The sequence below is a fragment of the Pedobacter sp. AW31-3R genome (assembly GCF_052180285.1).
GTDB lineage: Bacteria > Bacteroidota > Bacteroidia > Sphingobacteriales > Sphingobacteriaceae > Pedobacter.
Genome location: NZ_CP197475.1, coordinates 261,247 through 287,074, shown reverse-complemented (window position 1 = coordinate 287,074; position 25,828 = coordinate 261,247). Strand labels below are relative to the sequence as shown.

General features: G+C 42.9%; 23 protein-coding genes. 11 read left to right on the top strand and 12 right to left on the bottom strand.

Annotated elements, in window-relative coordinates; translation table 11 throughout:
* The first annotated feature begins 120 nt into the window (after positions 1-120).
* Both ACSBL2_RS01215 and ACSBL2_RS01210 read left to right on the top strand, forming a co-directional pair.
* Positions 121-492 (top strand): BlaI/MecI/CopY family transcriptional regulator, encoded by a 372-nt coding sequence (locus tag ACSBL2_RS01215; RefSeq protein WP_442589856.1) that lies wholly within the window; start codon positions 121-123, stop codon positions 490-492.
* Positions 493-494: 2 nt separating this feature from the next.
* Positions 495-1,763: a M56 family metallopeptidase gene (locus tag ACSBL2_RS01210; RefSeq protein ID WP_442589855.1), complete on the top strand. Its 1,269-nt coding sequence runs from the start codon at positions 495-497 to the stop codon at positions 1,761-1,763.
* Between the two features lie 87 nt (positions 1,764-1,850).
* Here ACSBL2_RS01210 and ACSBL2_RS01205 read toward each other — a convergent pair whose 3' ends face one another.
* From ACSBL2_RS01205 to ACSBL2_RS01190, 4 genes are all read right to left on the bottom strand, one after another.
* A complete protein-coding gene (locus tag ACSBL2_RS01205) occupies positions 1,851-2,621 on the bottom strand; it encodes a succinate dehydrogenase/fumarate reductase iron-sulfur subunit (RefSeq protein ID WP_442589854.1) in 771 nt (256 codons plus the stop codon).
* A gap of 23 nt (positions 2,622-2,644) precedes the next feature.
* Positions 2,645-4,624: a fumarate reductase/succinate dehydrogenase flavoprotein subunit gene (locus ACSBL2_RS01200; RefSeq protein WP_442589853.1), complete on the bottom strand. Its 1,980-nt coding sequence runs from the start codon at positions 4,622-4,624 to the stop codon at positions 2,645-2,647.
* A gap of 27 nt (positions 4,625-4,651) precedes the next feature.
* A complete protein-coding gene (locus ACSBL2_RS01195; protein ID WP_442589852.1) occupies positions 4,652-5,281 on the bottom strand; it encodes a succinate dehydrogenase cytochrome b subunit in 630 nt (209 codons plus the stop codon).
* Between the two features lie 439 nt (positions 5,282-5,720).
* A complete protein-coding gene (locus ACSBL2_RS01190) occupies positions 5,721-7,253 on the bottom strand; it encodes a trypsin-like peptidase domain-containing protein (protein WP_442589851.1) in 1,533 nt (510 codons plus the stop codon).
* Positions 7,254-7,403: 150 nt separating this feature from the next.
* Between ACSBL2_RS01190 and dapF the strand changes: the two genes are divergently transcribed.
* On the top strand, positions 7,404-8,219 hold the full coding sequence (gene dapF, locus ACSBL2_RS01185; protein WP_442589850.1) for a diaminopimelate epimerase: 816 nt from the start codon (positions 7,404-7,406) through the stop codon (positions 8,217-8,219).
* Here dapF and ACSBL2_RS01180 read toward each other — a convergent pair.
* The 4 genes from ACSBL2_RS01180 to ACSBL2_RS01165 all read right to left on the bottom strand — a co-directional run bounded on the left by ACSBL2_RS01180 (position 8,216) and on the right by ACSBL2_RS01165 (position 13,732).
* Positions 8,216-10,474: a helix-turn-helix domain-containing protein gene (locus ACSBL2_RS01180; protein WP_442589849.1), complete on the bottom strand. Its 2,259-nt coding sequence runs from the start codon at positions 10,472-10,474 to the stop codon at positions 8,216-8,218. The two genes, dapF and ACSBL2_RS01180, sit on opposite strands and share 4 nt — an antisense overlap.
* Before the next feature lie 131 nt (positions 10,475-10,605).
* Positions 10,606-11,301: a response regulator transcription factor gene (locus tag ACSBL2_RS01175; protein WP_442589848.1), complete on the bottom strand. Its 696-nt coding sequence runs from the start codon at positions 11,299-11,301 to the stop codon at positions 10,606-10,608.
* Between the two features lies 1 nt (position 11,302).
* Positions 11,303-13,126: a sensor histidine kinase gene (locus tag ACSBL2_RS01170; protein ID WP_442589847.1), complete on the bottom strand. Its 1,824-nt coding sequence runs from the start codon at positions 13,124-13,126 to the stop codon at positions 11,303-11,305.
* Positions 13,127-13,363: 237 nt separating this feature from the next.
* Entirely contained in the window at positions 13,364-13,732 is a 369-nt protein-coding gene (locus ACSBL2_RS01165) for a DUF3127 domain-containing protein (RefSeq protein ID WP_442589846.1), read from the bottom strand.
* 71 nt (positions 13,733-13,803) lie between these two features.
* Between ACSBL2_RS01165 and ACSBL2_RS01160 the strand changes: the two genes are divergently transcribed.
* Entirely contained in the window at positions 13,804-15,009 is a 1,206-nt protein-coding gene (locus ACSBL2_RS01160) for a THUMP domain-containing class I SAM-dependent RNA methyltransferase (protein ID WP_442589845.1), read from the top strand.
* Between the two features lie 23 nt (positions 15,010-15,032).
* On the opposite strand, the gene ACSBL2_RS01155 is transcribed toward ACSBL2_RS01160, so the two are convergent.
* The 4 genes from ACSBL2_RS01155 to ACSBL2_RS01140 all read right to left on the bottom strand — a co-directional run bounded on the left by ACSBL2_RS01155 (position 15,033) and on the right by ACSBL2_RS01140 (position 19,434).
* A complete protein-coding gene (locus ACSBL2_RS01155) occupies positions 15,033-17,261 on the bottom strand; it encodes a peptidase domain-containing ABC transporter (protein ID WP_442589844.1) in 2,229 nt (742 codons plus the stop codon).
* Positions 17,258-18,457, bottom strand: coding sequence for an HlyD family secretion protein (locus ACSBL2_RS01150; protein WP_442589843.1), 1,200 nt, complete (start codon positions 18,455-18,457; stop codon positions 17,258-17,260). Before ACSBL2_RS01150 ends, ACSBL2_RS01155 begins: the two co-directional genes overlap by 4 nt.
* A 123-nt stretch (positions 18,458-18,580) precedes the next feature.
* A complete protein-coding gene (locus ACSBL2_RS01145; protein WP_442589842.1) occupies positions 18,581-18,814 on the bottom strand; it encodes a hypothetical protein in 234 nt (77 codons plus the stop codon).
* Between the two features lie 359 nt (positions 18,815-19,173).
* Positions 19,174-19,434 carry a hypothetical protein gene (locus ACSBL2_RS01140; RefSeq protein ID WP_442589841.1) on the bottom strand — a complete coding sequence of 87 codons (261 nt, stop codon included), beginning with the start codon at positions 19,432-19,434 and terminating at the stop codon, positions 19,174-19,176.
* A 289-nt stretch (positions 19,435-19,723) separates the two neighbouring features.
* Here ACSBL2_RS01140 and ACSBL2_RS01135 point away from each other — a divergent pair, with 289 nt between their 5' ends.
* The 7 genes from ACSBL2_RS01135 (at position 19,724) to ACSBL2_RS01105 (ending at position 25,771) form a co-directional block, all read left to right on the top strand.
* Entirely contained in the window at positions 19,724-20,005 is a 282-nt protein-coding gene (locus ACSBL2_RS01135; protein WP_442589840.1) for a helix-turn-helix domain-containing protein, read from the top strand.
* Positions 20,006-20,027: 22 nt separating this feature from the next.
* Entirely contained in the window at positions 20,028-20,687 is a 660-nt protein-coding gene (locus tag ACSBL2_RS01130; protein ID WP_442589839.1) for an HD domain-containing protein, read from the top strand.
* A gap of 90 nt (positions 20,688-20,777) precedes the next feature.
* Positions 20,778-22,034 (top strand): putative DNA modification/repair radical SAM protein, encoded by a 1,257-nt coding sequence (locus ACSBL2_RS01125; RefSeq protein WP_442589838.1) that lies wholly within the window; start codon positions 20,778-20,780, stop codon positions 22,032-22,034.
* A gap of 22 nt (positions 22,035-22,056) precedes the next feature.
* A complete protein-coding gene (locus tag ACSBL2_RS01120; RefSeq protein WP_442589837.1) occupies positions 22,057-22,833 on the top strand; it encodes a TIGR03915 family putative DNA repair protein in 777 nt (258 codons plus the stop codon).
* A gap of 163 nt (positions 22,834-22,996) precedes the next feature.
* Positions 22,997-24,022, top strand: a complete 1,026-nt coding sequence (locus ACSBL2_RS01115; RefSeq protein WP_442589836.1) for a sensor histidine kinase — start codon at positions 22,997-22,999, stop codon at positions 24,020-24,022.
* Positions 24,023-24,107: 85 nt separating this feature from the next.
* Positions 24,108-24,749: a DUF47 domain-containing protein gene (locus ACSBL2_RS01110; protein ID WP_442589835.1), complete on the top strand. Its 642-nt coding sequence runs from the start codon at positions 24,108-24,110 to the stop codon at positions 24,747-24,749.
* A gap of 11 nt (positions 24,750-24,760) precedes the next feature.
* Positions 24,761-25,771, top strand: a complete 1,011-nt coding sequence (locus ACSBL2_RS01105) for an anion permease (protein WP_442589834.1) — start codon at positions 24,761-24,763, stop codon at positions 25,769-25,771.
* Positions 25,772-25,828: the final 57 nt, after the last annotated feature.

Here is a 25,828-nt window from a genome sequence, read left to right as displayed (position 1 = left end):
TTGTGCACCCCTTTTCAAAATAAACCTATTTTTATTTTGAAACTAAGATTTTAGTTTATACATTTATAACTATATTCTTAGTTCAATTTTGAATAGCATACACACATCAATAACACAATTATGGAAATTAAAGATCTGACAAAAGCCGAAGAACAAATTATGCAGATTGTCTGGCAAATTGAAAAAGGCTTTGTAAAAGATGTAATGAATCTTTTGCCAGAACCAAAGCCGGCATATAACACGGTTTCAACGATTATCAGGATCCTGGAGGTAAAAGGGTTCATTGGTCATGAAGCTTATGGAAAATCGCACCAGTACCATCCACTGATTTCCAGAGAGGAATACAAGCGTTACGCCACAGAAAAGCTGCTCGGCAATTATTTTGAAAATTCTGTAGAAAGCATGTTTTCCTTTTTTGTGAAGGAAGAAAAAATGGACATCAATGATTTGGATGAAATATTAAAAATGATCAATCAACTTAAAAAGAAATAGTTATGAGCTGGATACACTATCTCCTGCAGGTAAATCTATACCTGGTTATATTTTATACTTTCTATAAGTTATTTCTGGATAAAGAGACCTACTTCGTGCTGAACAGGATCTATCTGATTTCAGCGGGACTGCTCTCCATAATTATCCCCTTCGTACACCTGGAATGGTTTGTCGGCCAGGTGAACAGTCAACAGTTAGGTAAAGGTGTAAACCAAATCAACATGCTGATGGAGGTCGTTATTGTACCCGGGAACAGCAGTTACCTCAGTTGGGGAAATGCAGCAGGAATAGTGTATATAATTGGGCTATTGTGCTGTATATTTCGTTTTTTATGGCAGCTGAAGGGTGTCTCCCAGCTGATAAAGGGTCATACCAAGGGCCGGGCTTTCTCTTTCCTGAACAAGAAAGTGATAGACAGCTCCTTGTCGGGCCTGGAAATGATCAATCTCCATGAAGAAATCCATATCCGTCAGCTGCACACGCTCGACATCCTCTTCTTTGAGTGCATCAGCATCATGAACTGGTTCAATCCTATAGTTTATCTCTACAAACAGGAAATCAGGAATGTCCATGAGTACCTGGCTGATGAAGTAGCAGCGGGTGATGAAGACCACAAGGAAACCTATGCCATGCTCCTGTTAAGCAAAGCCTTTGGTGTGGATCAAAATGCTTTAACCAACAATTTTTTTAATCAATCACTTCTAAAAAATCGAATTATGATGTTACACAAAAAACCATCAGGAAGGACAGCCCTATTGAAATATGGACTGTGCCTGCCCTTATTTATGGCAACATTGCTCCTGTCCGCTGCCGGGTATAGCCAGGATAAAGTCAAGGCCAAACAAGTAAGTCCCGGTAAAGCAGAAACAGAAGAAAAAGTTTTTGATTTTGTATCTATAGATAAACAACCAACTTTCCCGGGCGGAATGGAAAAATTCTATGCGTACCTGGCGAAGAATGTTAAATACCCCGAACAAGCATTCAAAAATAATGTGCAAGGCAAAGTTTTCCTCTCCTACATCATAGAAAAAGATGGAAAATTGAGTAATATCAAAGTAGAAAGGGCAGCAGGCAGCGGATTAGATGAAGAAGCAGTTAGGGTAATGAAAGCTTCTCCGAATTGGATTCCGGGCAGCAGTAAAGGAAAATATGTCCGTGTGAAATACAATATTCCTATTTCCTTCACTTTATCAAACGACAAAAAAAATCAGGTGCCCCCACCTCCGCTACCAGCACCTCCGGAACCTCCTGCCCCACCTGCAAAAGCATAAAACAGCAACCTTTATATACACAAAACCCCAGGAAAAATATCCCGGGGTTTTTGTGTTATAGTACCCTTGTCTCGTAGGCTAAATTTACTAAACTTCTTCTTCAGAAAGAAACTTTGAAGAATAAAAATCTCTGTTCATACGTGCGATATTCTCTAATGAAATTCCTTTAGGGCATTCTGCTTCACATGCACCTGTATTGGTACAGTTACCGAAACCTTCTGCATCCATTTGAGCGACCATGCTTTGTGCACGACGGTAACGTTCAGGCTGTCCCTGAGGTAATAAGGCCAGCTGAGAGATCTTAGCTGATGTAAACAACATCGCTGATGCATTTTTACAGGTAGCCACACAGGCACCGCAACCGATACAAGCCGCGGCTTCAAAAGCAGCATCTGCCGCCAGTTTAGGAATAGGAAGCGCATTAGCATCCTGTGCATTACCTGTATTGACAGAGATAAAACCTCCAGAAGCAATAATCCTGTCGAATGCGCTACGGTCTACCACCAAATCTTTCACTACCGGAAAAGCTTTCGCTCTCCATGGTTCTACTACAATGGTATCACCATCCTTGAAAGAACGCATGTGCAGCTGGCAGGTTGTTACTCCTTCCTTCGGACCGTGCGGCCTTCCATTGATATACATTGAGCAAGCTCCGCAAATACCTTCCCTGCAATCGTGGTCAAATACAATCGGCTCATCTCCTTTATTAATCAGTTGCTCATTTAAAACGTCGAACATCTCTAAGAAAGACATATCCGGAGAAATTGCTGATAATTTATAATCCACCAAATTACCTTTGGCTTTGTTATCCTTCTGACGCCAAACTTTCAGCGTTAAATTCATATTTCCTGTACTCATGGTATGGAGATTTTAGTACTAGATTATTTATAACTTCTTTGTGCGATTTTGATGTTTTCAAATTTCAACTGCTCTTTGTGCAGTTCAAACTGAACACCTTCTTTATATTCCCATGCAGACACGTAAGCATAGTTCTCATCATCCCTCAGGGCTTCCCCCTCTTCAGTCTGATACTCCTCCCTGAAGTGCCCTCCGCATGATTCATTTCTGTCCAATGCATCTTTACACATCAGTTCTCCAAGCTCGATAAAGTCGGCTACACGACCTGCTTTCTCCAGTTCAGGATTAAATTCGTTCACTGCTCCCGGAACACGTACATCAGACCAGAAATCCTTACGCAGCTGCTGGATTTCAGCAATCGCTTCAGTTAATCCCTGGGCATTACGTGCCATTCCACATTTTTCCCACATGATCAAACCTAATTTTTTATGGAAGAAATCGACCGACTTCGTTCCTTTAATAGAGATGAATTTATCAAGAATCGCTTTCACACTGGCTTCAGCCTCCACAAAAGCAGGGTGGTCCAAAGGAATAGCTTTTGTTGCCAGCTCTTTGGAAAGGTATGAACCAATGGTATAAGGAAGTACAAAATAACCATCTGCCAGCCCCTGCATCAACGCAGAAGCACCCAGGCGGTTTGCTCCGTGGTCAGAGAAATTCGCTTCACCCAAAGCATATAAACCAGGGACAGTAGTCATCAGGTTATAATCTACCCACAGGCCACCCATAGTATAGTGAACGGCAGGATAGATCCGCATAGGCAGTTCATACGGGTCTTCACCGGTAATCTGTGCGTACATATCGAACAGGTTACCATATTTTTCCTTCACCACCTCACGACCCAGGCGCATACAAGTTTCATGATCCGGATTATGGATATTATGTTTTGTTGCCTCAATACGTCCGTAACGTTCTGTATTGGCAGCGAAATCCAGGTATACTGCAAGTTTGGAAACGCCAACCCCATATCCTGCATCACAACGCTCTTTAGCAGCCCTTGAAGCCACGTCGCGGGGTACAAGGTTACCGAAAGCAGGGTAACGGCGTTCCAGGTAATAATCTCTTTCCTCTTCAGGAATATCTGTTGCTTTACGCTGATCGTCTTTTTTCTTTGGTACCCAGATACGTCCGTCATTACGTAATGATTCAGACATCAGGGTCAGTTTCGACTGGTGATCTCCTGATACAGGGATACAGGTAGGGTGAATCTGTGTAAAACAAGGGTTTCCAAAGAAAGCACCTTTTTTATGGGCTTTCCATGCACCGGTCACATTACTTCCCATGGCATTGGTAGAAAGGTAAAATACGTTTCCGTAACCACCAGTTCCTAAAATTACTGCGTGACCGAAATGGCGCTCCAGTTGTCCGGTAATCAGGTTACGTGCAATAATACCACGTGCCTTACCTTCAATTACCACCACTTCAAGCATTTCATGTCGGGTAAACATTTCCACCTTACCCATTCCAATCTGGCGTTCCAGGGCACTGTAGGCACCTAAAAGCAACTGCTGACCTGTTTGTCCTGCAGCATAGAAAGTACGCTGAACCTGTGTACCACCAAAAGAGCGGTTATCCAGTAATCCACCGTATTCACGTGCCAGGGGTACACCCTGAGCCACACACTGGTCGATGATATTGGCACTGACCTCTGCCAGACGGTGAACGTTGGCTTCACGGGCACGGTAATCACCACCTTTAATCGTATCATAAAATAAGCGATAGATACTATCACCATCATTCTGATAATTTTTTGCTGCATTGATACCACCCTGAGCGGCAATAGAGTGCGCTCTTCTTGGTGAATCCTGGAAGCAAAAACATTTAACTTTATATCCCATTTCGGCAAGGGTTGCTGCTGCTGAAGCACCTGCAAGTCCTGAACCTACTATTACAATTTCAATACTTCTTTTATTCGACGGATTGACAAGCGGCATAGAAGACCTTAATTTGGTCCATTTTACCGTTAATTCTCCTTCCGGAATATTTGCATTCATCTCTGCCATTATATTTAGCGTTTAACGTTCGAAATTTTAATTAATAATACCTGTATAAATCAATACAGGCATCGCTGCAAAAAGCACTGCGATGATGATAGAGTACCATACACCAAAACCTTTGATCAGCGGTGTATACTTTCTGTGGTTCCAGCCTAAAGTCTGGAAAGCAGAAGCAAAACCGTGTAATAAATGGTACGCAAGTGATCCCATTGCAAGAACGTATAAAACGACTACCCATACATTCTGAAAGGTTTCTTTCATGACTGCAAATAAGTCCTCATGGCCATTTGCATCTTCCGTAGGAATACCTGTAAAACGGGATACTACCCAGAAATTAGACAAATGCACAATCAGGAAGATCAGCAATAAGGTTCCTAATAATCCCATTGAGCGGGAGTACCATTTACTATTTGCATTTCCATTGTTAACCGCATACTTCACAGGGCGTGCTGCCTGATTCTGAAAAGTAAGACGAAGTCCCTGTACAATATGTGCCAGTAAACCCAGCATCAAGATCACCTCTGAACCCCTGATTAACCAGTTGGTTGCCATAAAGTGGGCACCAATATTGAATGTTAGACCACCGTCATTCAGAAATATCAATGAATTGATAAAGCAGTGTACAATTAGAAATAAAATTAGAAACAGGCCGGTGATACCCATTATTAGTTTTTTTCCTATAGATGAGGAAAAAGCGTTTCCGAAACTAGCCATTAGATTTATATTTTGTGTTCTATTCCTGCAAAAGTATTTAATAAATGCTTGAATTTACTACACGAATATGACCAAAAAAGGGAAAAATTCTATTTAGAAACGTTCTAAGACATAATTATACACATTCCATTTTTTACCTGAAATGATTTATGTCACTATTCGGAAGATATATTTCTAGTCAAATAGAAGCAGCCGGCCAGCAGGGACAGAACAAACGTAGAAGGCTGCCGAAATGCCATACATCTCCACTGTACAAAAGCCTTATACCTGCTGAAATTGTCATTAGAATACTACATTGGTGATACCGCGGCCGGACCAGTAATTTATTCCAATAAAAACGGGAAGCAGTTCATCACTACTTCCCGTCAGGGCATATATAAACTATTCTCTATCTGAATTTAAAAGTAAAAGTACCATTTGCACCTACACCTGTAATGGTCGTCAACCCATTATTTGAAGTTGGAAGTGCTGCTTCCATATCTTTCACCGTATTCACGGCCTTACCATTCACTGTGGTCACCACGAATCCTTTAGGCACATTAAAATCATCAAACTGCTGTCCGGGTTCTACTCCTGTCACCACCACACCGCTTTTCACACCATACTTGGCTTTCAGTGCCGGCGAGGCAGGAGCAAAAGAAGCCCCCAGCTTATCTATCGTTGTGCCTGTAGCCTTACTTGCAAAAATGGTTTTAGGCTTTTCTATGCTCTCATCGCCTTTTAAGGTGACACTCACCTGTTGTTCCTTCCCTGCTCTAGACAAAGTAATCTGTACTTTCTCTCCCGGACTCATACGCCCGATTTTTTCCTGCAGGTCAGGTGAAGCAAAGACCTCTTTACCGTCTACTCTCTTGATGATATCACCTTTACGGATACCCGCTGCTGCAGCACCACCATTAGGCATCACATCACTTACATACAATCCGGTAATATCTTCTATTTTCAGGCTTTCTGCCACATCAGCATTCAGCTCCTGGAAAGTAACCCCTACATAACCGCGTTTCACGCTGCCATACTTCTTGAAGTCATCAAGGATCTTTTTCGCCAGGTTAACCGGGATGGCAAAACCATAACCTTCGTTTGTACCTGTCTGTGAGGCGATAGCTGCATTGATACCGATCAACTCGCCATTTGCATTCACAAGCGCACCACCACTGTTTCCAGGGTTAATCGCTGCATCAGTCTGAATATAAGACTCGATGGATTGATTTGTTCTTGAAGGTGCTTTTCCGGTTCGCTGATATTCTTCATATTCTTCCTGGGTAGGTTGTTGCTGTTCCCTTCCTAGGATACCTATAGAACGTGATTTCGCACTGACAATACCTGCAGTAACTGTAGTCTGAAGATCCAGCGGAAATCCTACAGCCAATACCCATTCTCCGACCTGAACATTGTCAGAATTACCCATTTTTACCACGGGTAAATTCGTTGCGTCAACTTTAATCAGGGCAAGGTCGGTATTGGCATCTCTACCAATGACTTTAGCTTCCACCTTACGTCTGTCAGATAAGATCACCTGGATCTTTTCGGCATTATCCACTACGTGGTTATTGGTTACAATGTAACCGTCGGGTGTTAAGATCACGCCTGAGCCTGATGCCGCCCTGGGTGCACGTTGTCTCCTGCTGCCGCCTCCACCAAAAAACTCTTCCATCATATCCATTGGAGAACTTCCCCTGGAATTACCGGAAGAAGCGAAAGTTGTTTTGATATGCACTACTGCCGGAGAAACCCCTGCTGCTGCCTGCACAAAATCTACTGCACCTGCAGAGGAAATATTTGTTGGATTACTGGCAAAATGAAGATTCTGCTGTTCCGCAAGTGATAAACCATTATTGTCAGCTTCAAACATCTTGTAACCGCCAATTGCTGCTGCACCACCTACAAATGCAGCTAAAAATATTAATGCTATTCTTTTCATGTGTGTGTTTATTGATATCGGTTTATTAATTCCTGTTAATTGTTATGTTACCTTAAAAAACTATTTTCCTGTTTTCTTTAACATAATATTCAAATTTAATACCATTAGAACGATATTTGTGTACTTTGAACATCCTATAATTGTTAAAAAATGTTAAATACACAGGTACTACCGCAGTCTACTTCCCATTTCTATAAATACCAGGGCGCAGGAAATGATTTTGTTCTGATCGACAACCGTACAAATCATTTTGAATATAAGGACAATAATCGTGTTTTACAACTGTGTAACAGACGTTTTGGAATTGGTGGCGACGGATTAATGTTGCTGCAGCGCCATCCGGATTATGATTTTGAAATGCTTTACTTCAATGCTGACGGACAGCTGGGCAGCATGTGTGGCAATGGGGGTCGCTGCATCGTGGCATTTGCCAAACATTTAGGAATAATTGACACAGAAACCAACTTTCTGGCAGTAGACGGACCACACTATGCCAAAATTTCAGCAACAGGTGACTGGGTTGACTTACAGATGATTGACGTGGAAATGGTTAGTAGAGATGGGAATGCTTATGTACTCAATACCGGCTCCCCCCATTATGTAGACCAGGTGACGGGACTGGAGACAATGGATGTATTCGGACAGGGCTCCGCCATCCGAAATAATGAAACCTATAAACAGCAGGGCATCAATGTCAATTTTGTGGAAGACAAAGGAGACCATTTATTTGTACGCACCTTTGAGCGGGGCGTGGAAGATGAAACTTTTGCCTGTGGCACAGGGGTTACGGCAGTTGCCCTCGCAATGGCCATAGAAAAAAAACAGACCGGTGCCCTGGAAACCGCAGTGGAAGTGCTGGGTGGAAAATTGCGCATCACGTTCGACTATGACGGCAGCACCTTCAGCAGGGTGTTCCTGTGCGGCCCAGCAAAGTTGGTATTTGAGGGGGATATAGAATTTAGTTAATCCCCTTCCGCAAGATGTGCCGCAATACCGATTTTTATCTCTCCGAAAGTATAACTTTTACCGAGGTGTGTCCTTATCGGATTGAGGCTCATGGTTTTTAAGGTTTTGATCGCTTTCAGGATATCCTCCAGTTTTCTTTTCCCCAGGATATCCCTTGCAGAAATCTCCTGGAGGGCCACATAATGTGCCAGGTGACCTTCAATGGTACCGACCACCATCTTTCTTTCTGCCGCAATTTCCTCGATCGACCTGCCCTTCCGGAAAAGCTCCAGGGAAGCTTCTTTGGTATCAGGCTTAGGTTCCTTCAGTTCTTTCGCCTTTTTCGCCCTCGGTTTCTTCGCATTAAAGTCGAGCTGATTGGGCATTGCGAAAACTTTCTTCATCTGCAGTTCCCTGTCTGCCTGATTGAGCAATGAGTTGACATCGCTTTTCGTAAAGTCCTTCCCAGAGATAGTAGACTGCAATAATGCTGTGGCTTTCCTTATCTTTTTAAATTGCTCATAGAACAGGGACTCCATTTCCAGGAGTTCCGTTAAAAATGCAGTAACCTGCTTATCCTGTTTCACCAGCTCCATCCGCTCGAAAATACGGGCAGAAAGATCCAGGATCAGTGGATTGAAATAATTCTCTGCCGCTTTGGTACGTTCCAGCAAGGTAGCCAGCCCTTCGGCTGTCTGCACATGACTGAGGCGTTGAATCTGGCTCAGGAATTTATTGGCATGCTGTTTAATTTCACTTAGGTCTTTCAATAACAGCTGAGCCCATTTGACATGTTTCTGTTTTGCCGATTTATTGATATCCTTACTATAGGAATGGACATGTTCATAGACAAAATTATCCAGCGGATTCAGGTCGAAGCACTGCATCAGGTAAGTCCGCAGGAACACTTCACTCTCTGACCTCATCTGCAGGTCCAGTTGTTCCTGCAGCTGCTTATTTTTAGAAAAATGGGCTACATTCTGATCCTGCCTGATCCCTGATCCAGAGATCTGGGAGGTCAGGACAAGTCCGTCGAGTGAGCGCAGGCGTGACAAGGCCACATAAATCTGTCCCGGTGCAAAGGCATTGCCGATATCGATAATGGCCTTATCGAAAGTCAGGCCCTGACTTTTATGTACGGTGATGGCCCAGGCAAGTTTTACCGGCAACTGAAGAAACTTCCCGATCACTTCTTCTTCAATCTCATTGGTGACTTTATGGTTGGTATATTTGATATTCTTCCAGGTATACTTTTCCAGTACGATACGTTCTCTTTCACCTTCCGTTTCCACTTCTACAAAATCCTCACGAAGAACAACAACTGTGGCAATTTTGCCATTAAAGTAACGGCGTTCCCCACTCTGGTCATTCTTAATAAACATGATCTGTGCCCCTAGTTTCAACTCCAGGGAACGTTCTGCAGGATAGGAATTCTCTGCGAATTCTCCTTCTACCACAGCCTTAAAAAAATAAGATTTGCCACCAAGCTCCTCCAGGCTCTTCTTATTCAACGTGTCGGCACGCTGGTTATGCGTTGTCAGCGTAATATATTTATCTGCTTTTGAAGGGACGAAATCCGCTTTATAATATTGGTCCAACAAGGCGACATCGGAAGCAGTAATTTCATTATTTCGCAGGTTATTCAGCAAACCGATAAACACGGCATCTGCCTGGCGGTATATTTTCTCCAGTTCAATATATATCGGGGGACTTTGTTGCAGGGCATGTGCATCGAAGAAATAGACACTGTTATAAAACTCGGCGAGCAGCTGCCATTCATTGGATTTCACAACCGGGGGAAGCTGGTGCAAGTCCCCAATAAACAGCACCTGTACCCCGCCGAAGCTGGCATTATTCTTCCGGATATACCTTAAGACCATATCTATGGCATCCAGCAGATCGGCGCGCAGCATACTCACCTCATCAATAATCAGCAACTCCAGGTCCTGGAAGATCCTTCTCTTGGTGGTGTTCATCTGCAGGTGACGAACGATAGACTTTGGAGTATTGTACTGTTGATTGAAAGGCTCTGTCGTGGGTTGTTTCGGCAGGTAAGTACCAAAAGGCAGCTGGAATAAGGAATGAATCGTCACTCCGGCTGCATTGATTGCCGCGATACCTGTAGGGGCAACAATCACGGCTTTTTTATGGGTAAGCTCAATCAGGTTCCGCAGGAAAGTTGTCTTTCCTGTACCGGCCTTTCCCGTCAGAAAAATATGGCGGGAAGTATAATTTATAAATTTGGCGGCAATTTCAGCAGGGTTGTATTCAGACATATTTGTAGCTCAAATTTAATGAATTGATCATTGAGCCCAAAGGTAACAAGAATAGCAAACATTTAATTAACAAATTAATTACCTAAAGATTAATCCCGTTAACCAGGCTCTTAAAGCAGCTTTGTTGCGCTCTAGTTGACTAGTAGTTTGTATCCTTTACCATGTACATTCAGGATTTCCACTTTGGGGTCTTCCCTTAAATATTTACGGAGTTTACTGAGGAAGACATCCATACTGCGTCCATTAAAATAATTATCATCATGCCAGATACTCAGCAAGGCTTCTTCCCTTGTTAATACTTCATTTTGTTTTAAACAAAGCAGGCGGAGCAACTCGGCTTCTTTTGTGGACAGCTTTTGCTGCTGACCTTTAAACTGGATCATCTGGGTAGTGAAGTCAAAGGAATACTCGCCGATCTGGAACTGCGACTGTACCGGCCCCTCGGGCTTGGTCTCTTTTGAAGACACTCTTTTCAGCAGGGCATTGATCCGCAGCAGCAGCTCTTCAATACGGAAAGGTTTTGTGATGTAATCGTCCCCGCCCAGGTCATAGGCCGATGCCTTGTCTTCCATCATTGCTTTTGCTGTCGCAAAAATAATCGGCACCTCTTCATTGATCTTGCGGATTTCCTTGCCTAAGGCGAAGCCGTCTTTTTTGGGCATCATGACATCCAGTATACAAAGATCAAATGCCTGTTTATTAAATGCACGTAAACCTTCCTCACCATCTACACAAAGGACAATGCTGAACTTACCCTTTAACTGTAAATAATCCTGTAACAGCATACCAAGATTCGGATCGTCTTCCACCAATAGAATTTTCTTCATGTTAATTTAGGGGTATTAAAATTTCAAATATTGTACCTTTATCTTTTTCACTGCGCACTTTAATCGCGCCACCCATTTGGGTTATAATATCATGGACATAATTCAGTCCCAGTCCGAATCCTTTTACATCATGCAGGTTACCTGTAGGCACCCGGTAGAACTGGTCAAAAATACGTTTACTCTGTTCCTTTGTCATGCCGATACCTTCATCCTCTACCTCAAGGATAAAATGTTTCCCGGAGTTCCTGCTGCGCAGGGTAATTTTCGGGGGACCAACACTGTATTTATTGGCATTATCAATCAGGTTATAAATCACGTTGGACAGATGGAATTCGTCCCCTGTCACCAGGTCTTTTTCAGCATTCAGCTGTAAGATCAGTTCCGCCTCTTTCTTCTGGAGCTGCAAGTGCATATTATCTGCCACAGCCGTCACCAGCGTATGCATATCAATCACCTCATGATCCAGTTTCAATTCTTTTTTCTCCAGCCGCGCAATGCTCAGCACACGTTCAATATGGTTCCCCAGGCGCACATTCTCATCATAAATGATACCGGCGAGCCTGTCTATACGTGTTTTGTCCTCCTGGATTTCCGGATCCCTCAGCGCTTCACTGGCGATCATGATCGTCGACACCGGAGTCTTAAACTCATGCGTCATGTTATTGATGAAATCAGTTTTCATTTCTGATATCTTTTTTTGCCTCAATATGGCATACAGCGTATAGGAAAAAATGGAAATCAATACGAGTAACAAACCAGCCGAGGAGGCCATGGTAACGCTCAGGTTGCTGAAAATCAGCCTGTCCTTATCCGGGAAATTCACATACAGCATTCCAGGATCCCTGATAATATCATTACTGAAAAGCTTTGTTTTAAACGTATTGGATTCCAGCAATTCTGTATTCCCGTCCGATACCTTATAAAACAGGACCGACTTACTGTAAAAGCTTTTTAACCAGAAATCATATTTCAGGTTGATATTTTTATTTTGCAGTTCTGCGCGCAGCAGGCTGTCCAACCTGGCTGCAGAAATACGTTCATTTAAAGGAATGCCTACCTCGCCCATTTCCCTGGCTGCCGCTTCAACAATGTCAAAATCGCTCCTGTTGATCTCCTGTGTATCTTCTTTCAATGCTTTCATTGCAGCCTGATACCTTCTGTTGGCCATATCATCCTCGATCCTGAATTTGATCCGCATATCCCCATTGATACTCGGCAGGGAAACCTTCAGGGGCTGTTCGTCATATTTGCTGTATACCAGATAGCGGATACTGTCCGGAAGTTTCTCCGGCTGCAGGCCAAATGTCTTTACCGACCGTATCCGGAACGTTTTTCGCACATCTCCCCTAACGATATTCATATTGGCATCGAAGCCCAAATTCACATCTACATTCAGGGGGGTAGTCGACTCATCGGACAGGGCCAGGTACTCTGCTTCAGAAATGATTCTTGGGCCGAGGTAAAATTTCCTGATCATGTCATCCTGATAATTCAACTCATCGATGATCTGTTTTTGCTGGTTATATTTTCTTTTCTTTTCCTCCTGTTTAAACTTTTCCTCCAGTTGCAGGATTTTGCGTTCTTTGTTGACACGCTGGTTTTCCCAGGCAATACGCAGCTCCATCCCTTTTTTGTCGATGTGATTGATGGCATTCAGCCGCTGTGCCTTATTGGCTACTCCGGCCAGAGCCTGGTTAACATCCTGTTCAAAAAGCTGTGATTTGAGTCTATAGGCTTCCCTTATGTAATATAATTGCATAACGAACACTCCCAGCAAGGCTATGGTCATGAGAATGGTAATCAGCCAGAGACTTTTTTTCTTCATAAGCTAGGCAAAAATACGCCATTGGGAAGAATAAAGATCGATTTTAACAATTTTTAACAAGTGCAACTCAAACATTGTTCTTCTGATCCAGAGCGCATTAGGCATTCTTCAGAGAAGCGGATGCAAGCTTCCGGTAAGTGCAAAAAAGGAATACAAAACCAGGAAAAAAGGAATGGTAAAAAAAATGCCGGAAATAAATTCCGGCACCCAATGTAAAATTGTTTCCTTATAAAGTTCTTAAAATGGCAGGTCATCTTCTTCACCTGGCGCATTGCTTAAATCTGCCGGTGGAGCGTATTGTGGAGTAGATGCAGCACCTGCATTATTCGTTAATGCGTTGATACGCCAAACTACCAGACTGTTAAAGTAAGAAGTTTTCCCTGTTTTATCAGTCCATGGGCGCCCGCGCAGGTTGAAAGAAACTTCTACATCATCGCCAGTTTTTAAGCTGTCGAACAAAGCAGTTTTATCCTGCAACGCTTCAAACCTGATATATTCAGGATACGTCGGGTTTTCTGCGTATTCTATAATCAGATCGCGTTTTTTAAAAGTCTCACTTACCTGCTGTAATGCACCGATTTCATGCACTTTTCCTTTTAATTCCATAACAAATACTCTTTTATTCTACTATCAACCTCAAATCTCTATATTTTTATTGATAACTTTACACAATAATTATGCAAGTTTTCCACAACAAAAGTAAGGTTATAATAACCTGTAACAAAAGACTTTCGCCATATCTGGTTGAAGAGGTAAAAGCGCTTGGCTACGAAATTGTAAGAGATTTCCCAACGGGAGTAGAGTTAAACATCACTTTAACCGAGTGTATCAAACTGAACCTGAACCTGCGCTGTGCGAGTCAGATTTTATACTGTTTAAACAGCTTTAAAGTCAATAGTCCGGAAGAATTATACCTTGAGCTGGTAGATATGCCATGGGAAGATCTGATCGATTTCTCGGGTTATTTCTCTGTGACTTCCAATGTCGACCACCCTACCATTACCACTCCGCTTTTCACTAACCTGAAGGTAAAGGATGCGATTGTTGACAGGATCAAGGCAAAAAAAGGGATCCGTCCAAACTCAGGTGCAGATGCCCATAAAACGGTAGTCCACCTCTATTGGAAAGACGATCAGGCAGATATTTTTCTTGATACTTCGGGAGAAACCCTTGCAAAACATGGATACCGTAAAATTCCCGGTAAAGCCCCAATGCTGGAAGCCCTTGCTGCAGGAACAATACTGAGCACGAAATGGGACCAGAAATCGCCTTTCATTAATCCGATGTGCGGTTCGGGAACACTGGCTATTGAGGCGGCATTACTGGCCACGAACAGAAGGCCAGGACTATTCCGTATGAATTATGGCTTCATGCATATTTTAGGTTACGATGAACAGGTATTTTTTGCCGAACGCCGTATCCTGAAAGACCAGGTAGTAAAAAACATTGACTTACAGATCGTGGCGACAGATATCTCTGAAGATGCCGTAGACATCAGCCGCAAAAATGCACAGACAGCAGGTGTAGATACCCTGATTACTTTTGAGGTGTGCGACTTTGCCGATACCATTGTACCGGAAGGTGGAAAAGGTGTCGTGGTCTTCAATCCGGAATACGGGGAACGCCTGGGTGTCCATTCACAGCTGGAACTTACCTATAAACGTATTGGTGATTTCATGAAGAAAGAATGTAAAGGATATACCGGATACATCTTTACCGGAAATCCCGACCTCGCCAAAAAAATCGGATTAAAAGCTTCCCGCAAGCTTGAATTTTATAATGGTAAACTGGATTGCCGCATGCTGGAATATGAACTGTATGACGGTTCAAGGAGAGCAGATGAGGAGAGGCCACAGCCTAAACCACAGCAAACACAGGATTAAAGATAAAAGGTCCCGTCCGCAGGTCAATTGCCTGCGGTGGGTTCCAATACAGGGAATTGTTTCTGCCACATGGCTGCATAGGCAGCTTTACGGTTCAACAGTTCCACATGTGTCCCTTCCTCTATCAGGGTACCCTTACTCAGCACCACAATTTTATCGGCATTCACCACCGTACTTAAGCGGTGTGCAATCAATACAATGGTCTTTCCTTTTTCCCGCAGGTAAGCAATCGTTTTATAAATATACTCTTCAGCAGTAGAGTCGAGGGAGGAAGTCGCTTCATCCAGGATCAGGATCTCAGGCTCACGGTACAAAGCCCGCGCAATGGCCAGGCGCTGCCGTTGTCCACCCGACAGGTTACCGGCATTTTCGCCCAGGTAAGTATCAAATCCGTTTGGCAACTGCTCAATAAACTCCAGAATATTTATTTCCCCGCAAATGCGGATGATCTTTTTCATATCGGGCTCCATGTCGCCAATCGCAATATTATCGATGACATTTCCAGCAAAAAGGTGAACATCCTGCGGCACCACGCCTACGATCCTGCGCAAACTGTCGTTCGTGATATATTTGATATCATAATCGCCAATCTGTATGCCGCCCGACTGCAGTGGGTAGATGGCCTGTAGCAGCGACAGCAGCGTGGTTTTGCCTGATCCGCTTTCCCCGACAATTGCCGTTATTTTTCCCTTTGGAACCTTCAGGCTGAAATCCTCAAAAACGGTCACCCGCGTCCCATAGCGGAAATTTACATTTTTAAATAAAATATCCCCGACCATCTCTGCCGTCATCTCTGCCTTATTTTCTGTCGACTCCCTTTCCAGGTCCATAATCTCAAACAACCTGTCGGCCGCAATCCTTGCATCCTGCAGGACTTTATTCATGCCGATTAAACTCACCACAGGCCCGGTAAAATAACCAATGATGGCATAAAAGGAAAGCAACTCCCCTGCGGTAATCTTATTGTTGATCACGAAGGTTGCCCCGGTCCACAATAAAATCACAGAAAAGAGGCTGGAAATAAAACTACTTGCATTACCGATCCATAGGGAATTGATCCCTGAAGTATAAATCGTGCGCAGCAAATTGACAAACCTGATCTCTGTTTTCAGGTTCGTGAAATTCTCCAGTCCGAACCGCTTAATTGTACTGACAGCATTCACTGATTCCACCAGTTGATTTTCCAGGTCGGCCGTTTTTTCCATCAGCTTTCGCTGTGTAAACTTGTTCACTTTGTTGGAAAAATAATAGATAACCGCATACAGTGGTACGATCGTCAGCAGGATAAGCGCCAGTTTCCAGTAATAGGTAAACATGAGGGCGAAGGAGAAGATAAGAATAAATACATTCACCACGAAGCCGACCAACACATCATTGATGAATGCCCGGATCTTCACGGCATCATTCATCCTTGAAATGATTTCCCCGACTCTCATGGTATCAAAAAATTGCTGGGGCAATTTCAGCAAGTGTTTATAATAACCCAGGATCAGTCTCGCATCGATTTGCTGTCCGGTCTTTATGGTCAGCAGTGTCTTCGCATGATTGATAAAGAGCTGAACAGCGATAATAAAGATCATCACTGTCCCCATCAGGTTCAGCAGATTTGCATTGGCATCCGGAAGTACATTATCCACGATCTTCTGCAGGAATATAGAGGTGGACAAGCCCAGGATAGTATAAAAAACAGAACCGATGAGTACCTGTATCAGCACCGACCGGTGTGGTTTCAACAGATAAATAAAGCGCTGTTCAATACTGATACGCTCTTCTCCCGCAGAGAAATCATCACCGGGAAGCAGCATAATCAGCACACCCGTCCATTTCTTTCGGAATTCATCTGGGCTTACCTGCTGTGTTTCCCCATAGGCGGGATCCATGATCTCCAGGTAGGTACGTGTCATTTTATAGATCACGACATAATGCGCCATATTATTCTGGTTCACATGTGCAATCACCGGTAAGGGAATATTAAAAAGATTGTCGAAAGTTCCCCGCACTCCCTTGGCTGTAAAGCCTATTTTCGTCGAGGCTTCGATTAACCCCAGTACATTTGTACCTTTTGTATCGGTAGAGGCAAACTGGCGGATGCGTGCGATGGGTAAACTTAATCCATAATGCGCAGCAATTGATGCTATACAGGCTGCCCCACAGTCGGTCGCGTCATGCTGTTTCACATTGATCAGCCTCCCTTTTTTCCTGTTCGAAAAATAGGCAGCAGCGGAAGTCACTAAGGTTTTGAAGAAATTCATACCGTCTCATCTAATTTATCTGAACCGGCCATATTGGGATTTAGCCAGTCATCTGCTTTATCATATAACAATTGGAACAGGGTACGGCGTGTCACGAAGAAACGTGCCTGCAGTGTCATCCCCTTTTTGATCTTGCCTACATATCCATTTTTTAATTTCAGCTGGTAAGCATCCAGCAGGCATTTCACTTTAAAATAAGGCTGCTGCCCTTTGTCCATGAAAATATCATTTGATATGGATAATACTTTACCTCCCAGCATTCCCCACTGGTTATAATTATAGGCATCCACCTGAAAGCGCGCAGCGGTACCGACTTTCAGTAAGCCGATATCCCTTGGCAACACATAAGTCTCCGCAATCAGTCCCGAGTCGGGCGAGATTTCTCCAAGCAGTTCATTTGTACTGACCAGGCTGCCGGGTTGTATTCCCTTCAGTTGCTGCACCGATCCGGTTACCGAAGCCCTCAGCGTATAAAACTCTTTCTCTTCCGCATATTGTTCATTTTTTGAGCTCAGTTCCCTGGTCTGGATTTTAAGGTTATTCAATTCCGACTGCCATTTGCTGCCCTGTGTTTCGCCGATCAGGGAAAGTTCATTTTTGATGTTATCGAGTTTTAACTTCACCTCGTCATATTCGAGGGCGGAGACGGCTTTCTTTCTGTAGAGGAACAAATAGCGCTGATAATTACGGCGGGCAGAGTTATACCTGGATTTGGCTTCTACAATCTGCTGCATAAACAGGCTGTATTGCTGACTATAAAGGCCTGATTCCAGCTGAAGTTTCCTGTCCCAGTTATTGGTACGGTAAGCAGTAATCAGCTGTCCGAGGTCACCAAGCTGTGCCTCCACATCAGATTGCTGTAATTTCACCAGGTCATTTTTACCTTCCAGGGATTCCCTTTTTATCGTCAGGAGAACCTGTCCGGCTTTCACATGGGTATTCTCTTTAATAAATACAGAATCTATCCTGCCAGATACCAGTGGTTTAATGGTATTTCTTTCTTCCACAGACCGGAAGAGTCCGGTACTTTTAACATTCACATCTACCTTAATAAAGAACAAGCTCAAAAATCCTGCAATCAGGACCAGCAGTACCGTCTGGTAGATAATTTTCGTCGCCGAGTGATGGGAATGAAAGTGGAACTCTGCGGTATTTTCTATAATTTCCTGAGGAAAAATGTATTTATCGCTATTCATAAACTGATTTTAATGACCGGAACCTCCCTCCCATGTAAAGCCCTGCTCCCTATTTAAAGCAAAAGGGAGAAACGTTGAGTTTCTCCCTTTTCTGCTGGTTGTTTTTATTAAACAATCGTTTCCTTAGCCTCTAAGACTATTGAAGATACCGCCCAAATCCAGGTTGATACCGTTACCAAGAGAGAAGGATGATGATGAACTTTCATCCCCGTCTGTGGTCTCATTAGAGAATGATAGTAAATTCCCGATTCCCAGTGATCCGGTTAAGCCACCCTGACTAGCAGAATCACTGTTTCCAAATAAACCACCACCATTAATTTCTGTCATTTCATTCTGATTCAATTCTTGAAGATTCATAATTTCAATCATTTAATAAAAGCCTACTCTATTTTAGGTTTTCGGCAACTCCTCTACAAGAAAAAAAGAAAGAATCTTTTAATACTTGTTTGGATAATGAACGATCCTAAACCCATATAGGTTTTAAAAACAGCCACATACCGCACAACTGAACAGAATATATTATGCTTCCTGGTTGTGTCTTTAGGGACAACAAAAAGGAATACCCCGGCGTTCACGCGATACCTTAGTATGAAGAATTCTATTCATTTTTAATGGCCAGACTTTTTACCTGATATTTTTTTTCGAAGATCCGGGCTGAAAACTGCAGTTCAGCCCGGATTGATTTTATTTTCCCGGAAAGAATCTCTTTTTAAAGCTTAGAAGCTATTGAAAAGGCTTTCCAGATTTAGGCTTAATCCTTTACCCAATGTAAGTTCTGTAGTGCTGCCGTTTGAAGTATTCGACAAAGACAAGAGGCTGCCTAATCCGATACTTGCTGTTAAGCCACCCTGGTTGGTACCGCCATTGCTCCCCAGTAATCCACCAAGACCAAGGTTTCCAAGGCCAAGGTTATCCAGTAAACCACCACCATTAATTGCTGTCATTTCGTTTTGATTCAACTCCTGTAGATTCATCATCTGCTCTATTTGGTTTTTATAAATGCCTACACTATTACAGGTTTTCGGCTGGCCCTGCACCTCCACAGAAAATATTTTTTTCTGTTTTTGTATAAATACTATAACGAGGCCATGGGGGTAGCAGGATTAAAAAAGCGGCCTAAATCATACAACCAACGAGAATACACCGAAAAGTTGTACCCTCTATCACCACTCGGGTAAATGTATCATATTCACAATTTTCACCAGTAAAAATCCATCATTATTGTTATTTCGTTAATAACGGACTTAACACATCTAAAAAACATATATGAAAGACAATCGTGATTTAAAACCAAAGGTTGTAGCAGGGAACATCAGAAAGACAAGAGAGGCGAGGAACTATACCCAGGATTATCTTGCGGCAAAGCTTTCCATCTCTCAAAATGCTTACAGCAAAATAGAATTAGGCTATAGTAAACTTACATTGGACAGATTGTTTCAAATTGCCATTATACTTGAAGTTGAAGTGATGCAATTGATTAGTCTTGATTACTCAGAGTTCACACACAGCATTCCTCCTGCGGCATCGGCATCTCACGCGGGGAATTAAATTATTCCGATATCTTTGTTCCATGGATAAAGATTTCGGAATTGCAATTGACCAGACCATCTCTTTTGTAAAAGAGACACTGGAAGGAGCTGAAGCAGGGCACGACTGGTTTCATATTGAAAGGGTCTATTCCTCAGCGAGACATATCAGCGAGGCTGAAGGAGGCGATCTGCTGATCATCTCCCTGGCCGCCTTGCTGCATGATATTGCGGACAGCAAATTTAATGGGGGAGATGAAGAAATTGGCCCGATGATGGCGGGAGCATTCATGGAAAGTATCGGTATTTCTGCCGATGTGATCGTCCATGTACAACAGATTATCCTCAACATGAGCTACAAAGCAAGTCTGGGCACCGTTACCTTCTCTTCCCACGAAATGAACATTGTTCAGGATGCAGACCGGCTGGATGCCATTGGTGCGATTGGTATTGCCAGGGCGTTTACCTATGGAGGCTATAAGAACAGGCTCATGTATGACCCTGCGATTCCGCCAGACCCCGACCTGAGCAAGGAAGCCTACAAGAACTCAACTGCGCCGACGATCAATCATTTCTATGAAAAACTCCTTCGGTTGAAAGACCTGATGCGGACGGCAACAGGGAAACAGCTTGCAGAAAACAGGCATCAGTTTATGCTGTCTTATCTTGATCAGTTTTATGGGGAATGGAAAGGTAAAAGATAAACCTGCATTCCTAAAAAGAGTAACAAAGCACTATCATAAAACTAATTATTTTAGTTATTTAATACTATATTTGTTAGCAAATATAGTATTATGTCTGACCGTCTCCGGGAAAAATTAAACATCCTTGCCGATGCTGCAAAGTATGATGTCTCCTGCTCTTCCAGTGGGAGCAAAAGAAAGAATGACAACAAGGGTCTTGGTGACAGCAGTGCATCAGGAATCTGCCACACCTATACTGAGGATGGCAGATGTGTGTCGCTCCTAAAGATCCTTCTGACCAACCATTGTATTTTTGATTGCGCCTATTGCGTTTCCAGGAAGAGCAATGACATAGAAAGGGCTGCATTCACTGTTGAGGAAGTGGTGGAACTGACCATGAACTTCTACCGCCGTAATTATATCGAAGGGTTATTTTTGAGCTCAGGCATTTTCAAAAATGCAGATTTTACGATGGAGCGGTTACTTAGGATTGTCAAAAAACTTCGGTTAGAAGAGCGTTTTAACGGATATATTCATTTAAAAACCATCCCTGGGGCAAGTGAAGAGCTGATTAAGGAAGCCGGAATGTATGCAGACAGGATGAGCATCAACCTGGAAATGCCTACAGAAAGTGGATTAAAGCTGCTTGCACCAGATAAAAGTCACCAGGATGTGATCAAACCGCTGGGATATGTACAGAACCAGATTGTACAATTTAAAGAAGAACGTAAGCTGATCAGGAGCGTCCCTAAGTTTGTCCCAGCCGGACAAAGTACACAGATGGTCATCGGTGCCACGCCCGAGAGCGACAAGGACATTATGCAGACTGCAGATGCATTCTACCGGAACTTCTCGCTAAAGCGGGTATATTACTCCGGTTACATTCCTATCAGCAATGACAACCGCTTACCCGTATTGGGTACTCAGCCACCGCTGATCAGGGAAAACAGACTGTACCAGACAGACTGGCTGATGCGTTTTTATGGCTTCCATGTGAATGAGCTGTTAAATGATGCCAATCCCCACCTGGACATTGATATCGATCCAAAGCTCAGCTGGGCATTGCGCAACCTGCAGCATTTCCCGGTGGATATCAATGTCGCCTCCTATAAAGTCATCTTGCGTATTCCCGGTATTGGTGTAGGCTCCGCAAAAAAAATCGTCCAGGCCAGGAAGTTCGGCAAGCTGCGTATTGATCAGCTGAAAAAAATCGGGGTGGCCTATAACAGGGCGAAACACTTTATCCGCTGTGCAGACAGCCCCTATCAGCTGAATGATTTTCAGGGTACACAGATCAAATCATTCATCCTTGCAGAGAGTCAGAGTAAATACCTGAAGACCGACCTCAATCAGCTGATCTTGTTTTAAGGATTAATTTAAGGTATTTGCGATGAACAAACAACTGAACATTTATGTCTTTGACGGTAGTTTCGAGGGATTATTATGTGCCGTATTTGAATGGTTTGAGCGAAAACCCGGACAGGTGATCCTTAAAACAACGGACACCTATCAGCCAGATGCCTTTAGCCCTTCCCTTGTCATACACAGTGAGGAAAGAAAATCTGCCAGGGTATGGGCAGGTTTACAAAAACGATTAGCTGCGGCATGGATCCGTATCTTATATTGCAGCTATTTATCCGAGCAGGAAGAAGTGTATACTTCCCTGTTTGAATTCTGCTGTTACCTCTTTTCCAATCCACCCGGGGCAGAAAAAAACTATGGAAATACGCACGTCCTGAACCTGAGTCAGGCCGCCAGGAAAGTAGAACGGGAAAAACACCGAATGAAAGCTTTCATTCGTTTTCAGCATACTGCAGATGGTATTTTCTATTGTGGAATAGATCCCGATTTCAATGTCCTGCCCCTGATCATCACCCATTTCAAAAACCGATATGCCGATCAGCAATGGATCATTTATGACATTAAGAGGCATTACGGCCTATACTATGACCTGGAAAAGGTAGAAAACATCGAGATCGACTTCAAAGTACAAAAACAAGCAATAATTACTTCATCGGCTGTGCTGTCTACAAAGGAAGAGCTGTATGCCGTACTCTGGAAAGATTACTTCAAAAGCACGAACATTCCTTCAAGGAAAAATACGCGGCTTCATACACAGCACGTGCCGAAACGGTACTGGAAATACCTCACAGAAAAACAATTATAGATCATAAAGATAAGCCTATACCCTTGAAATTTTTTAAGGCGCTTCAGCTAAAGAAAACAGGAGCAGCTGTATGGTCAAACAATGGCCTTCCCAGCAGCCCGGAAAAAGGTTTTCGACGCTAAATTTAACACCGGATATTAAAATTATCTTGTAAATTGGCGCTATGAAGCTAAGCATCCTTGTACTCATCACCGCTCTGGCCGTAGGACTGTCTATCGGACTGGTAAATTTCTATTTCCAGCAAAGCTGGTACTTTATGCTGATTTCCTTCGGCGTTTCCTTTATCACCAGTTTCATCATGTTTTATTACCTGCTGGAGAAGTATATCTATTCCAAGGTAAAGCTGATCTATAAGCTCATCCATAACCTTAAACTGGGTAAAGATCTAAAAGATGCACTGGGGGAATATGTCAGTTCCGACCCTATAAATGATGTGGAACATGAGGTGAAGGAATGGGCAGGAGCAAAAAAGAAAGAGATAGACGTACTAAAAAAGCAGGAACAGTTCCGGAGAGAGTTTCTTTCGAATGTGTCACATGAATTCAAGACCCCACTGTTCGCGATACAGGGATACATAGAAACATTGCAGGACTGCATTGTTGATGATCCTGATATGGCAGTTAAATTCTTAAAAAAAGCAGAGAAAAACGTAGAACGCCTAAGCTACCTGATCAATGACCTTGACTCCATTGCGAAGCTGGAATCTGGAGAAATACCTATTGAATACCATAAGTTCGACTTCGTTGTACTGGCTAAAGAGGTGATGGAAGGGCTGGAGGACAAAGCCAAGAAAAGAGAGATCAGGCTATTCTTCAAAGAAAAATATATGCATCCGGCATTTGTAAATGCCGACCGGGAGAAGATCAGACAGGTGATGATCAACCTGATCACCAACTCCATTAAATATGGGAAAGAGAACGGATCGACATTTATCAAAATATTCGAATTACATGATCAGTACCTTATAGAAGTGACAGATGATGGTATTGGTATTGAAGAAAAGCACCTGGCGCGTTTATTCGAACGTTTTTACAGAATTGATTCCCACAGATCACGTGAAGTAGGTGGGACAGGACTTGGTTTAGCGATTGTAAAACATATCCTGGAGGCACATGAACAAATCATCTCTGTCCGCAGTACCCTGCAAATAGGAACTACCTTTGCTTTCACGCTTCAGAAACTAGGATAATTTAAAGTAATAATAGCTTCAATGTTAATACTTAACACTAACTTAACATTGGCTTTCCTACTTTTGCATTCATATTTATTTTAACATGAATAACATCTTTAAGTTCTTTACACCAAAAGACAAAAAATTTCAACCGCTATTCGAACAAGCCGGAAGCAATGTATTGAAGATTTCAGAAGCACTTTTTTCAGCCTTAAGTGCGAAGGATCTTGAAAAAAGAAAAGAATATATCAAGGAAGTTGAGCGTCTGGAACACGTTGGAGATGAGATTACCCACTCCATCTTTCTGGAGTTAAGCAAGAACTTTATTACACCGTTTGACAGGGAAGATATCCATGCCCTGGCAAGTGCTGTAGATGATATTGCTGATTATATTCATGCTTCTGCAAGTAATATTGAATTGTACAACATCACGAATATTGGTGATGCGATGATCAAACTTGCGGAATTACTGGTGGAAATGTGTACAGATTTGGATAAGGCGATCAAAGAATTGAGAAGCTTTAAAAATATCCGTGTAATTGCTGATGCTTGTGTACGTATTAACAGTGGTGAAAATCAGGCTGATTATGTTTGTAATATTGCTATCGCACGTTTGTTTGAATTTGAAACCAATGCGATTGAACTGATCAAACAAAAAGAAGTTCTTCAGACACTGGAAATGGCTACAGATAAATGTGAAGATGCCGCCAATGTGCTGGAGTCTATTTTGGTTAAAAACGCTTAAACATTCAAAAAATGGTAACTACCTTATTGGTTGTTGTAATTATACTGGCTATTGGTTTCGACTATATCAATGGTTTCCATGATGCTGCGAATTCAATCGCTACCGTCGTGTCGACAAAAGTCCTGACACCTTTTCAGGCTGTACTTTGGGCAGCACTTTTTAATTTTGCCGCTTATTTTTATTTTACAGATCATAAAGTAGCAAATACAATTGCTAAGACGGTAGTAGAGAACTTCATTACACTGGAAGTAATTCTTGCCGGACTTGTAGCCGCAATTGCATGGAACTTATTTACCTGGTGGTATGGTATACCTTCAAGTTCATCACATACACTGATTGGTGGTTTTGCTGGTGCCGGTATGGCTAAGGCATCTACTTTGGGTGTAGGGATGATGTCTGCGATCAATATCGCCCCTATCCTGAAAGTTGTTGCCTTTATTGTGCTTGCCCCGGTAATCGGGATGGTCATATCGGTAATTATCTCGATCATTCTCCTGCACCTGTCTAAAAATTCAAGACCTTCAACGGCTGAGAAATGGTTTAAAAGATTACAGCTGATCTCTTCTGCGGCCCTGAGTTTCACCCATGGGGGTAACGATGCCCAGAAAGTAATGGGAATTATCTATGTAGCCATGGTTGCCGCTAACGTATTAAAGACAGGAGATACCATGCCTGAATGGATTCCTATTACCTGTTATGCTGCCATATCACTGGGAACTATGAGTGGGGGATGGAAAATCGTTAAAACAATGGGATCAAAAATTACCAAAGTAAATGCCTTTGAAGGGGTTGCCGCAGAAACTGCCGGTGCCGTAACTTTAGGGATTACTGAACACTTCGGTATCCCTGTTTCTACGACCCATACCATTACAGGATCTATTGTAGGTGTTGGTTTATTAAAAAGGGTATCTGCAGTAAGATGGGGAGTTACCGTCAGCCTATTATGGGCATGGGTATTAACGATCCCTGTATCAGCGGTACTGGCCATCATCATTTTCAAGATCATCGATCTTTTCTTTTAATCCTTTATGGAGCCTGGATTTTCAGCCCAGGCTGAATTTTAGTACTACTCAACTATC